Origin of the sequence: Methyloferula stellata AR4 (genome assembly GCF_000385335.1) — a bacterium.
In the GTDB taxonomy this organism is placed as follows: domain Bacteria; phylum Pseudomonadota; class Alphaproteobacteria; order Rhizobiales; family Beijerinckiaceae; genus Methyloferula; species Methyloferula stellata.
Genome location: NZ_ARWA01000001.1, coordinates 3517428 through 3530048, shown reverse-complemented (window position 1 = coordinate 3530048; position 12621 = coordinate 3517428). Strand labels below are relative to the sequence as shown.

The following is a 12621-nucleotide window of genomic DNA, read 5'->3' as shown; positions in this document are numbered from 1 at the left end:
TACTTGTCGAAAGTTTTGGCGGGCACTCGTACGAGACCATTGGCCTGCGGAGCCGCCCAATTCTTCTATCGATAAAGTTTGATTTGAGACTCGCCGATTCACCCTCCCTTCTTGAAGGGCACGTGCTCGGCATATTCCTCGTTCGCTTCGTCTATATAGGCGCGCTCTTTCTGCAAGAATTCGTCGATCGCATGGGCATAGCGCGGATCGGCGATCTCATGCGCCGAATAGGTTATGGCGGGACCATAACCGCGCGCGAGCTTATGCTCGCCCTGCGCGCCGGCTTCGACCCGCGACAGTCCATGCGTGATCGCATATTCGATCGCCTGATAGTAACAGACCTCGAAATGCAAAAAGGGATGCTCTTCGAGACAGCCCCAATTGCGCCCGTAAAGCGCGTCCTTGCCGATGAAATTGATCGCGCCCGCGATGTAGCGGCCGTTGCGCTTCGCCATGACGAGCAGAATATCCTCGCTCATGCTCTCGCCGATGTGGGAGAAAAATTCGCGCGTGAGATAGGGCTTGCCCCATTTGCGCGAGCCGGTGTCCGTATAGAAAAAGTAAAACGCGTCCCAATGTTCTTCCTTGAGATCCTTGCCGGTCAAAAGCTCGATCGTGATGTCGTTTTGGAGCGCATCCTTGCGTTCGCGCTTGATCATCTTGCGTTTGCGCGAGGCGAGGTCGGCGAGAAAGCCGTCGAAATCCGCATAGCCCTTGTTGATAAAATGAAACTGCTGGCCGGTGCGCTGCAAAAAGCCTTCCTTGCCCATGGCGTCCCATTCGGCCTTGGTCGGGAAGGTCACATGGATCGACGAAGCGCCGATCTTTTCGCGCCAGGTACGCAAGCCTAAAATCAGTGCATGCTGCGCCGGTTCGCCTGCCTCCGGCAAAACCAGAAGCCTGCGTCCGGTCGCCGGCGTGAAGGGCACGCAGACCTGGAGCTTCGGATAATATTTCAGCCCGCCGCGATGATAGGCGTCGGCCCATCCATAATCGAAGACATATTCGCCCATCGAATGGGTCTTGAGATAGGAGGGTGCCGCGGCGACGATCTTGCCCTTATCGTCTTCGACGATGACATGGGTGACCGTCCAGCCGGTTTTCGGACCGACGGAGCCCGATGTTTCGAGCGCCTTCAGAAAAGCATGCCGGATGAAGGGATTGAAACGCTCTTTCAGTGCGTCTTCGGATTGGCACGCATCCGTCGTCGCATCGGCGGCGGGGCTCTCGTCCACGACAATGGAGTCTTCGCCCGGCTGCGGATTGGCGCAGGCGTCCCATTGCGCGGCGTCGAGCTCGCTCATCGTTTGAGCAATGCGGATTCTATAAGTGGAAGTCATGATGCGTGGACATGAGACACAAGGAGTATCCTAGCGCGTTGCTGCCATGCGGCAACGGCTTTAACCCAATTGTCATGCCAGATGGGTCAGGAGGCTTTGCTCGCCGCTTTCCCGAGCGTCGCGGCAAGCGCTTCCTCTGCCGCTGCGACGCCTGTTTCGTAAGCGCCATGCGCGGTCGAAAAATCATGCGCCGAGCAGGCTTCACCCGCGAAAAACAGGCGATCATCGACGGATTGGGCGAGCTTTTGCCGCGCATCGGCGTGGCCGGGGCGTGCATAGGAATAGGATCCGCCCGAGAATGGATCTAAGGCCCAGCTTGTCGCGGTCACGAAATGCAGACGTGTCCGGATCGATGAGCCGAACAAAAGAGCCAATTCGTCGCAGGCAAAGGCAAAGAAGGCCTCAGGCCCCTCTTGCTCCAGATCGCGCGCCAAAGCGCCGCCGAAATAGGCCTCCATCAAAGGCCGCCCAAAGGGCCGCAAATGATAGCTCGCGGTTTCGACGCGATCGACGCGGCCGAAGAGATGCCCGTCGGCCGGCAGGTCTTCCGGTCGATCGAGCTTCATGAAAAGCTTGTTGGCGGTGCCCAATGGCAGGCCTTCGGCGGCCTCGAGCTTCCGCGGCAGGGCGGGGCGGAACTGCAAGCCGCCGGCGGCGAGGAGTGACGGCGGCAAAGTGACGATGACGGCCTTTGCCGTCAGCGTGCCCGACGAAGTCTCGATCCGCAGATCGATCCCGCCATGGTCGATGGAGGCGACTTTGCAATTGAAGGAGACCGGTAGACCCGCGCCGAATTTGGCGATGGCCGTGCCATAGCCTTCGCGGATGCGCCAATTGATCTCGCTATCGGCATAGCGAGACAGATCCAAGACGGAAATATGTTCGAGTTCGGCGGCACTCATATAGGTGCTCACCGCGTTGATGAGCGGGTTCCAGCGGTTGCAGGGTTCGAACAGATGCGCGGCCGGCTGGTCGCCGAAGCCCTGGGCGGTGAAGCTCTTGGCGGCATCGAAGACCCGCGCGTTGAATTGCTCCGCGGCCTCGGAGAAAGCCTGCTGATCGTCACGGCTGAAGCCGAGGTCGAAGGCTTGCGTGCCCCAGGCAGGTTCGGTGCGGTCGATCGTGAAACCGGCGGCTTCTGCAAGCTTGCGCCAGGGGTTGCGATCGGCGGAATGAAGCCAGCCGCAGCCGTGGTCGAGCGCATGGCCGGAGGCGCTTTGCGTGAAGGCGCGTCCGCCGCTTCGTGCCCTGGCTTCGAGAACCTGAAAGGAGACGGGGCTTTGCGCCAGCCGCGCGGCAGCGCCGAGCCCCGCCGCTCCCGCTCCAATCACGATGATGTCGAAATCATTCATATGACCGTTCGATCCGCCGATAGGCACCAATCATTTGTAAGACGCCATTACCGGCAAGGTTCCGGAGAAGCCGCGACTGCGGCTCTCATGCACGGCAGGCTCTATCTGGTCTGACTTTGTTGAGAGGCCAGGATTGTTACGAGAAAGTGACCAGGCCGAAGCAATCGCGGCGCGCGGCAGTGCAATTCACATCATTCTCTTTAGGGCGCGGCAAGATTCGAGGCCTTTGGTTCTAGGTCATCTTGTTTTCATGCGCGGACATCGCGATGATGGCAAAAATTTTCATCCATCAGTGAGGGAGGATCTCATGTCGCGCCTATTGATTGCCGTTCTTTTGACGCTGGCCACGACCGCCGCCTATGCCGACGACACATGCAAAAGCAAGGCGGCCGATAAGAAACTCGCTGGCGCTGCGCTCGCAAGCTTTACCAAAAAATGTGAGAAAGACGCCACGGCTTCATGCACTCAACAAGCCGCCGATAAGAAGCTCTATGGTGCGGCGAAGACGAGCTTCACCAAGAAATGCGTGAACGACGCCGTGGGCGACTAAGGTCTTTGGTGCGGCGCGCTGGCAGGCGCTTTTTAACTACCTCATCCGCCATTGCCTGGATTGAATGGATCGGCCGCTGAACAGCGACCGATTCCAAACGCATGCCCCGCCGGCCGGCGGGCTCACGCAAACCACCATGCGATTCACATGAGATTGAATCCTAAAATCTGATTCACGGTATTTGCGTATTGTTTATTAAAATTAAATTTAATTTTTGAGGATGAGCTTGGCTATTTGTTGCATTTTGAAGGCAATGCGAAGGTAGTTTCAAAATAAGCTATTCCTAATTTTGCATAGTAAGTGGCATATCACGGATCTTTAAGCGTGTTTTTTATGCAACAGGTAAAAACAGAACTGCGCCGTTACATGTAACTGTCACATAAGCATAGCAGCACGTCATTAATGGCTCGTCGTGAGTGAAGCAGTCGACTTCCTCTTGCGACGGGGACCAACAGTGAAAGTACAAAAGAGAGATCGTTCGAACGCGTCTTCGGACGCCGGGAGGCTCGTTTCGAAGAGTTCCCTTTCTCAATCACCGGCCAACCTGATCTTGGCCGGCCTCTTCCTGGCGACAGTCAGCGTCATGGCTATCAATCAGGCTCACGCGGAAGACAGCGTCACGCTTGAGGAAGTCAAGGACCTTAAAGCCAAGCTCAAGATGCTCGAGCAGCGCCTCGATGCGCAGGCGAGAGAGCAAAAGCAGATCATCAGGGCGCAGGCCGCGGCCCCCATCGTCAAGGGTGGCGTGCCGGTCGCTTACGAGCCGCCGCAGCCCTGGGACAAGAAATGGCATCTGAACGGGATCACGATCACGCCCGGCGGCTTCTTCGCGATGGAAGGTGTTTGGCGCTCCCGCGCCCAAGGCGCCGATATCGGTGACATTCCGTTCGGCTCGATTCCCTTCCCTAACACTTCGCCGGCGCATACGAACGAATTGCGCTTCAGCGCCCGCCAGAGCCGCGTGTCGGCCTTGGTCGAAGGCGACGCGAACCCGGCGACGCATATCTCGGGTTATGGCGAACTCGACTTCTTGGGCGCGGCCAACACCGCGAACTCGAACGAGAGCAATTCCTATAATCCGCGCATTCGTCATATGTATACGACGGTGGATTGGAACGACATCGGACTTCATTTCCTCGGCGGCCAGACCTGGTCTCTGGTGACGATGAACGGCAAGGGCATCACCCCGCGCAACGAAGTCACGCCGCTCACGATCGACGCGCAATACGTCGCCGGCTTCACCTGGGCGCGTCAGCCCGGTATTCGTTTGACGAAGGAGCTCGGAAACAACTTCTGGCTGGCCGCTTCGGCTGAAATGGCGCAGAATCCCAGCTGTCCGACGGGTGCCGCGTTTGTGACCGCCGGAGTCGGTCAGCTAGTCACCTGTAATATGGCTCCAGGCGGCGGCGGCCTCTTGAATTCGACCACGACCTATTCGTTCAATCATATCCCTGACTTCATCGGTAAGGCAGCTTGGGAACCGATCATAGCCGATCGCCAGATGCACTTCGAAGCCTTTGGCATGTACACGGACGTGTATGACCGGGTCTCCACCGCTTCGGCGGTTGGTGCGGCCGGATCGATCCTCTCGTTCAATTCGAATAAGGACACGTCCGGTTGGGGCGCCGGCGGTGGCTTCATCATCCCTGTGTTGCCGAAGCTGGTCGACATTCAGGGTTCTGGAATGGTCGGCCGCGGCATTGGACGCTACGGTTCGTCGCAATTGACCCAAACGGTTGCCAGTCCGCTCGGCTCGCTCGATGCGCTTCCGGAAGCCATGTTCCTCTTGGGTGCGGTCGTTCACGCCACCCCGCAACTCGATCTTTATGCTTACGGCGGTGGCGAAAAGATCCTGTCTCAGCAGATTTTCACCGGTACAACCGCGCCTGGATACGGCAACCCGGCTTTGGCTAACAACTCCGGCTGCTATATTGAGTTCGGAACTTGCACCGGCGCGACGAAGGATGCCTGGGAAATCACAGCTGGTTTCTGGGACAAGGTCTATCAGGGCGACTTTGGTTCGCTTCGCGTGGGCATGCAATATGCCTTTATCCAGCGCGACCTTTACCAAGGTTTCCTGACGACCGCGCCTCTGCCGGTAAACCTCAGCACACCGAAGACCAACGTGAACACGGTTTCGGCCAGCATTCGCTATTACCCCTTCGACGCGCCGCCGCCGGCCCCGCCGCTGGTCGCGAAATATTGATAACACAACCAAAAACGAGATCTTTGCAAATGGGCCTACGGGCCCATTTGTTTTTGGAATAAAGGCCTTCGAAACGGGGTCTTTGGCTTTGCCTTAATCTGCGCAAGGAATTTGTGATAAAAAAATATTCTGTTTCGGAATAAATTCGCGGTTCGAGCGGTCTCTTTCTCAGATGCCCCTGTGGGAGACTGAGGATGAGCGATACGCGCGATGGCCGGGATGGGCTCAAAATTGTCATCGCCGACGAAGGTGATGGCGAGTCGCACAAAAGCCGCTTGAAAAAGCAGCCCGCGAAAGATGCGGGGCGGTCTCGGAAGGAAAGTGAAAAGCCGATGTCGACGCTAGCGATGACAACAGGGGAGCTTCCAGAGCCCGTCCAACGGAGACTCATCCTCCTTGTCGAGGATGAGCCGGATATGGCGCAAGAAGTCGCCCTGCAACTGGGCGAGCAGGGTTATGACGTCAAGATCGCGAATACCGAGGCTGCCGGCCTTGAGGCCGCACGGTCGGACGCGGCTTCGCTCATGATCGTCGATCGCATGCTGCATGGCGTGGACAGCCTCGCGATGATCGAAACTTTGCGGAGCGAAGGCCTTCAGGCGCCGGTGCTTTTCGTCAGTGCTTTGGCATCGGTCGACGAGCGCATTCATGGTCTGAAGGCCGGCGGCGACGATTACATCACTAAGCCCTTCAACATGGGCGAACTCTCGGCACGTGTTGAAGCCCTCTTGCGCCGTTCGACGGCCGGACGCGCGACGACATTGCGGGTTGGGCCTCTTGAGCTCGATTTGATCGAACGCCGCGCCATGCGCGATAAACGCGAACTGTCCTTGCTGCCGCGCGAATTCAAGCTGCTCGAATATCTGATGCGGCATCCGAATCAGATCGTCACGCGCACCATGCTTCTCGAAGATGTGTGGAACTATCGTTTTCTGCCGCAGACCAATCTCGTCGACGTGCATATCGGCAAGATCAGGCGGAAGGTGGACGGTCCGGGGGAGACGCCTCTGATCGAATGCGTCCGCCGCGCAGGTTTCATGCTCCATGCGGCTGATTGAGCTCTTCAGAACCGCAACTTTCCGTCTCGCGGTTCTGTTCGGGTTGGCGGTTACGCTTTCGACCTCGATGGTCTTTCTTTTCGTCTATTTGCAAGTTGCCAGCTCCGACGCAAGGCGCGTCGACGTGCGGCTGGCGGAGGAAATGACGCGGGCGGTTGCGGAATCGGATGCCGATCTCCGGCGCGCGCTCGACCTGCGTCTGACGCGGGATCTGCGCCGTATCGATTATGCGGCGCTGTTCGATGCGCGAGGCCGGTTGGTCTACGGCAATATCGCTGCTTTGCCTGCCGCCCTGCCGGTCGATGGCTTGACCCATTCGGTCGAAGCGGTTCCGATAAACCCCAGCGACCGGGAAACCGCGCCGGGTCTCTTCGTCGCCGGCCGGCGGCCGGATGGCAGCGTCGTCCTGCTCGGCCGCAGCCTTTACGAAGTCAACGCCCTGCGGCGGCTCGTCGTGCAGGCGCTGCTGATCGGCATCGTCCCGGCCGTTGCCCTTGCCTTGATGACGGGCCTGATCTTCGCCTTGCGCGGCACGCGCCGGCTGATGGTCATCAATCAGACGATTCTGCGCATCATGCATGGCGATCTCCATGAACGCCTGCCGATGCGCGGTAATAAGGACGACGTCGATTATGTCGCCGGCGCCGTCAATCTGATGCTCGACGAGATCGTCCGGCTTCTCGATCAGATCAAAAGCGTCGGCGACAATATCGCGCATGATTTGCGTACGCCGCTTGCCATCGCGCGGATGAAACTCGAGCGGGCGCTTGAAAGAAATGAATACGATGCCTTACGCATGACCGCGCGGCAGACCTTGTCAGATCTCGATCGTGCGATGACCACGATCACCGCGCTGCTTCGCATTTCGGAGATCGAATCGGGGCGCCGCCGCGGGCATTTCAGGTCCATCGATTTGGCCGAGATCTGCGCCAATGTTTTCGATCTCTACGAGCCTCTCGCGGAAGCGAAATCGATCGACATGAGTTTGGACGCACCGGCGGCTTTGCGCATTCATGGCGATTTCGATCTCTTGATCGAGGCTGTCGCTAATCTCGTCGACAATGCCATCAAATTCACGCCGGGTGGAGGCCAGGTCAGGATCATCGCCAAGACGATCGACGGTGAACCCGTCATCCGCGTCGCGGATAATGGGCCGGGAATTGCGCCGGAGGAGCGCGGCATTATTTTCAAACGCTTCTATCGATGCGAGAAAAACCGCAACCTGCCCGGCAATGGCTTCGGGTTGAGCATGGCGGCGACCATTGCCGAACTGCACGGGTTTTCACTGCGCTTCAAGGATAATTGTCCCGGCGCGGTTTTCGAAATCTCGAAGGATAAAGTAAACGAAGCCTCGCCTGCCGATCAGGTGGAAGGGTCCCAGAGTAAAGCGCTGCTGCCCGTGGCGAGCTAGCCGGACCTAGCGATCTTGCGCGCGAACGGGTTCGCGCGCCTCATCATTTCTGCGTGAATACCCAAGTCATTTGCGTGGCTGGGTGCTCATATCTGCGTGAAGCGCGGAAAAATAGATCATCTACATCTTGTATTACTTGATATATTCAAAGCATTATTGGTGACGTTGCGCCGCAATGGCGCGGCTTCCTTGCGTGATAGTCATATGCCGCCGCGAAAACGGGGCATATGCCGCAACTTCTTGGTTTACGCTCATGATGGGCATTGTCCGGCTGGCGCTACAGCGTCCCTACACGTTTGTCGTGATGGCGTTCTTGATTCTGATTTTCGGAACGTTGTCGGCGCTGCGGACACCAACCGACATTTTTCCGAATATCGGAATCCCGGTGATCAGCGTCATCTGGAACTATAACGGCCTGCCGCCGGACGATATGGCGAATCGGATCGTCTCGATCCACGAGCGCACTCTCTCGACCACCGTCAACGACATCGAACATATCGAATCCCAGTCGCTGCCCAATTACGGCATCATCAAGATCTTCTTTCAGCCGAGCGTGAACATCAACGCCGCGCAGGCCCAGGTCACCGCGATTTCGCAGACGATTCTGAAGAATTTGCCGCAAGGCGTTCAGCCGCCGCAAATCCTCAGCTACAATGCGTCGAGCGTGCCGATCATCCAATTGGTCGCCTCGAGCAGCAGTTTGTCGCAGACGGAGCTGTCCGATCTCGGCCTGAATTTTATCCGGCCTCAGCTTGTGACGATCGCCGGCGCGGCACTTCCTTATCCTTATGGAGGCGCGACACGGCAGGTCCAGATCGATCTCGATCAACGTGCGCTGCAATCCTACGGCCTGACCTCGTCCGACGTTGCGAGCGCGCTGGCGATCCAGAATCTGATCACGCCTGTAGGCACCCAAAAAATCGGCAAATTCGAATATACGGTCGATCTCAACGGCTCTCCCACCAAAGTCGAGGATTTCAACAATCTGCCAGTCAAGACCGTGAACGGCGCCGTCGTCTATATGCGCGACATCGGCTTCGTCCACGACGGCAGCCCGCCTCAGACCAATGTGGTGCAGATGGACGGCCGGAAGGCCGTGCTCATGACCGTCCTCAAGAATGGTGCCGTCTCGACCCTCGACATCATAGGCGACGTCAAGACGCGCTTTCCGACACTGACGGAAGGATTGCCTTCCGGTCTCAATCTGCAACTCGTCAACGATCAGTCGGGTTTCATCCGCTCCGCCATCAGCGACGTCGTCCGCGAAGGCCTGATCGCCGCCGGTCTCACCGGCCTCATGATCCTGCTCTTTCTCGGAAGCTGGCGATCGACCCTTATCATCTTCGTTTCGATTCCGCTTTCGGTCCTTTCCGCCTTGACCGCGCTGTCGGTGCTCGGCGAAACGATCAACGTGATGACGCTTGGCGGCCTCGCTTTGGCGGTCGGCGTGCTCGTCGATGAAGGCACGGTCACGATCGAGAACATCAATTGGCATTTGGAGCAGGGCAAGCCCATCGAGACGGCGATTTACGACGGCGCCGGACAGATTTTCATTCCGGCTACCGTCTCGCTCTTTTGCATTTGCATCGCCTTCGTGCCGATGTTTGGGCTTGGCGGCGTCGCGGGCTTTTTGTTCCGGCCGCTCGCTGAAGCCGTCGTCTTCGCGATGATGGCTTCATACATATTGTCGCGCACTCTGGTGCTGACGATGGCGAAATATCTCCTGCGCACGCATGAGGAGGATCATGGCGAACGGCCGACGCGCAATCCGCTGGTTCTGATCCAGCGCGCCTTCAACCACGGGTTTGAGGCCTTTAGGGCAGGCTATCTCGGCGTCTTGAAGCTCGGCCTCAACCATCCATTGCCGCTCGTCGTCGGCTTCCTCGCCTTTGTCGCTTTGTCTTTCACTTTGATGCCGCACCTCGGGCAAAATTTCTTTCCCGACATTGACGGCGGTGTGATCAAAATTCATGTCCGCACGCAGACAGGCACGCGGGTCGAAGAAGCGACGGCTATCAGCGATCGCATCGACGTCAAGATTCGCGAGATCATCCCGCCGCAGCAGCTGGTCAATATTGTCGATAACATCGGTCTGCCCAATAGTGGCATCAATCTGACCTATGGTAATTCCGGCACGATCGGCGTCGAGGATTCGGATATTCTGATTTCGTTGAACAAGTCCGAGGTTGGAACCGCCGAATATGTGAAAAAGCTGCGCGAAATACTGCCGAAGGCTTTTCCGGGTGTGACCTTCGCTTTTCTGCCGGCGGATATGGTCAGTCAGATCCTGAATTTCGGTTCGCCCGCGCCGATCAATATTCAAGTCGCGGGGCTCGATTACAAGGGCGACCGCGCCTATGCGGAAATGCTTTTGCGCAGGGCCCGGTTCGTTCCGGGCATAGCCGACGCGCGGATCGAAGAAGCTTTTCAATCTCCGGCGCTCCATGTTGCCTTTGATCGGACGCTCGCGGGTCTCACCGGCCTCACCGAGCACGACGCGGCCAACAATCTTCAAAATACGCTGTCCGGCAGTTCGCAGACTCAGCCGACCTATTGGGTCAATCCGCGCAACGGGGTGTCCTATCCTGTCTCGATCCAGACGCCGCAATATCACATGGATACGATCACCAATTTGAAGAATACGCCGCTTGCGGGGGACGAAGGCACATCGCAACTCCTCGGCGGCCTTGCGACCTTCACGCCGAAGCCTCTCGACGCGGTCATTACGCATTATAATATCCGCCCGACCGTCAATATTTATGCAACCGTGCAGGGGCGTGACCTCGGCGCGGTCGCGGCCGATCTTCAAAAGATCATGGATGAGACCAAGGGCGAGCTGCCGACTGGCGTTCATGCGGTCATGCGTGGTCAGGTCGTGACTATGATCGACGCCTATACTCAGCTTTTCTTCGGTCTCGCTTTCGCGATCGTGCTCATCTACCTTTTGATCGTCGTCAACTTCCAGTCCTGGCTGGATCCGTTCATCATCGTCATGGCTCTGCCGGGCGCGCTCGCCGGCATCATTTGGATGCTGTTTCTCACGCATACGAGCCTGTCGGTTCCCGCCTTGACCGGCGCGATCATGTGCATGGGCGTCGCCACGGCAAACAGCATTCTCGTCATCAGCTTCGCGCGCGAGAAACTGGCCGAAGGCATGAGCGCCTTCAACGCTGCTTTGAACGCGGGCGGCACCCGTTTCCGGCCGGTTCTCATGACCGCGCTTGCCATGATGATAGGCATGATGCCTATGGCCATCGAAGAGGGCCAGAATGCACCGCTCGGGCGCGCCGTGATCGGCGGTCTTCTTTTCGCCACCTGTGCGACGCTTTTATTCGTGCCTGTGCTGTTCAGCATCGTCCATGGCCGAGAAAAGGTGAAGCAGTCTCACTCCGAACCTCTGACGGGTGTTCCATCCCATGCATGATCAAGACGAGTCCTCCGCGACGATCAAACCCGAATCCGTCAAGGCGGCGAGACCGCGCCGCGTCTTGATGATCGTGCTGATCCTTGCCGTTGTGGCCGGCATCGCCGCTGTCGACGGCATTTCCGACCGTGCGAAAAGCCGGCAGGAGCTTGTCAGCTGGACAAATGAACAAGCCATTCCGACCGTCGGGCTGACCACCGCGGTGCGCGGGTCGAGCCAGGAAGAGCTGGTTTTGCCGGGATCGATCGCGGCCTACAACCGAGGCACGATCTATGCGCGCGCGAGCGGCTATGTGACGGCCTGGTTCGTCGATATCGGCGCCAAGGTCAAAAAGGGGCAGGTGCTGGCGACCATCGATGCGCCCGACCTCGATCAGCAATTGGCGCAGGCGCGTGCCGATCTTGCCGTTGCGAAAGCCAATCTCGAACTTGCGAATGTGACGCTGCTACGCTGGCAGAGGCTCGCGACGCAAAACATCGTGTCGCAGCAGGACAAGGACGAGAAGTCTGGAGATCAGCTCGCAAAGCAATCGGCGGTCGAGGCCTCGAAAGCCAATGTCGCGCGTCTCGAGGCTCTGACCGCCTTCAAGAATTTGACGGCACCCTTTGACGGAGTCGTCACCGCGCGTTCGCTCGACATAGGCGATCTCGTCAACGCGGGCGGGAATACGGGTAGAGCGCTGTTCCAGGTGTCGGACCTCCATAAGGTCCGCATCTATGTCAATGTCCCGCAGGCTTTTCTGAATGGCATGAAGGAAGGCGTCACTGCGACGCTGAGAATGCCGGGCAAGGATCAGACCTACGAGGCGGTGCTGACGACGACATCGAATTCGCTCACAGAAAACAATCGCTCGGCGCTGATCCAGTTGCAGGCGGATAATCCGGACGATGCGTTATGGCCCGGCGCCTATGCCGAAGTTCATTTCCATATTCCGGCGGATGCCAATGTGCTGCGCATTCCGGCGACCGCCCTGATCTTCGGGCCGGATGGCCTCCGCGTCGCGACCGTCGGCCCGGATGACAAGGTCGTGTCGAAGCCGGTGCGGCTCGGCCGCAACCTCGGCAAGGAGGTCGAGATCGTGAGCGGTCTTTCGATCGATGACCGGATTATCGATTCGCCGCAGGAATCGCTTGCCGCCGGCGAGAAGGTGCGGATCGCTGGCGCGAAGGGCGACAGCAAAGTCTCGGGCGCGCCTGCGAAAACGAAAGAGGCCGACCGGGCTCAAGGTCTTTAGACTCTCGGTAAAGCTTAGTAGCAAATAGCGCCGCTTGCAGTTATGG

General features: G+C 58.2%; 8 protein-coding genes. 6 read left to right on the top strand and 2 right to left on the bottom strand.

The features are described 5' to 3' along the window. Nucleotides 1-98: 98 nt before the first annotated feature. Both A3OQ_RS0117400 and A3OQ_RS0117395 read right to left on the bottom strand, forming a co-directional pair. On the bottom strand, nt 99-1304 hold the full coding sequence (locus A3OQ_RS0117400; protein ID WP_020176708.1) for a GNAT family N-acetyltransferase: 1206 nt from the start codon (nt 1302-1304) through the stop codon (nt 99-101). Nucleotides 1305-1426: 122 nt separating this feature from the next. Then, nucleotides 1427-2692 (bottom strand): flavin monoamine oxidase family protein, encoded by a 1266-nt coding sequence (locus A3OQ_RS0117395; RefSeq protein WP_020176707.1) that lies wholly within the window; start codon nt 2690-2692, stop codon nt 1427-1429. 307 nt (nt 2693-2999) lie between these two features. Here A3OQ_RS0117395 and A3OQ_RS0117390 point away from each other — a divergent pair, with 307 nt between their 5' ends. The 6 genes from A3OQ_RS0117390 (at nt 3000) to A3OQ_RS0117365 (ending at nt 12575) form a co-directional block, all read left to right on the top strand. Continuing rightward, nucleotides 3000-3242, top strand: coding sequence for a hypothetical protein (locus A3OQ_RS0117390; protein ID WP_026595963.1), 243 nt, complete (start codon nt 3000-3002; stop codon nt 3240-3242). A 583-nt stretch (nt 3243-3825) separates the two neighbouring features. Further along, entirely contained in the window at nt 3826-5448 is a 1623-nt protein-coding gene (locus A3OQ_RS22880) for a hypothetical protein (protein WP_152428507.1), read from the top strand. Nucleotides 5449-5642: 194 nt separating this feature from the next. Next, a complete protein-coding gene (locus tag A3OQ_RS0117380) occupies nt 5643-6506 on the top strand; it encodes a winged helix-turn-helix domain-containing protein (RefSeq protein WP_020176704.1) in 864 nt (287 codons plus the stop codon). Continuing rightward, a complete protein-coding gene (locus tag A3OQ_RS0117375) occupies nt 6493-7917 on the top strand; it encodes a sensor histidine kinase (RefSeq protein ID WP_020176703.1) in 1425 nt (474 codons plus the stop codon). The genes A3OQ_RS0117380 and A3OQ_RS0117375 overlap by 14 nt, the downstream gene beginning before the upstream one ends. Nucleotides 7918-8170: 253 nt before the next feature. Then, a complete protein-coding gene (locus A3OQ_RS0117370; RefSeq protein ID WP_026595961.1) occupies nt 8171-11341 on the top strand; it encodes an efflux RND transporter permease subunit in 3171 nt (1056 codons plus the stop codon). Continuing rightward, the gene (locus A3OQ_RS0117365) at nt 11334-12575 is read left to right on the top strand and encodes an efflux RND transporter periplasmic adaptor subunit (protein WP_020176701.1); all 1242 of its coding nucleotides are present in this window, start codon (nt 11334-11336) and stop codon (nt 12573-12575) included. Before A3OQ_RS0117370 ends, A3OQ_RS0117365 begins: the two co-directional genes overlap by 8 nt. Nucleotides 12576-12621: the final 46 nt, after the last annotated feature.

Coding starts and splice junctions, on each gene's coding strand:
- A3OQ_RS0117400 (WP_020176708.1), bottom strand. CDS start 1,304: ATGAGCGAGCTCGACGCCGCGCAATGGGACGCCTGCGCCAATCCGCAG.
- A3OQ_RS0117395 (WP_020176707.1), bottom strand. CDS start 2,692: ATGAATGATTTCGACATCATCGTGATTGGAGCGGGAGCGGCGGGGCTC.
- A3OQ_RS0117390 (WP_026595963.1), top strand. CDS start 3,000: ATGTCGCGCCTATTGATTGCCGTTCTTTTGACGCTGGCCACGACCGCC.
- A3OQ_RS22880 (WP_152428507.1), top strand. CDS start 3,826: ATGGCTATCAATCAGGCTCACGCGGAAGACAGCGTCACGCTTGAGGAA.
- A3OQ_RS0117380 (WP_020176704.1), top strand. CDS start 5,643: ATGAGCGATACGCGCGATGGCCGGGATGGGCTCAAAATTGTCATCGCC.
- A3OQ_RS0117375 (WP_020176703.1), top strand. CDS start 6,493: ATGCGGCTGATTGAGCTCTTCAGAACCGCAACTTTCCGTCTCGCGGTT.
- A3OQ_RS0117370 (WP_026595961.1), top strand. CDS start 8,171: ATGATGGGCATTGTCCGGCTGGCGCTACAGCGTCCCTACACGTTTGTC.
- A3OQ_RS0117365 (WP_020176701.1), top strand. CDS start 11,334: ATGCATGATCAAGACGAGTCCTCCGCGACGATCAAACCCGAATCCGTC.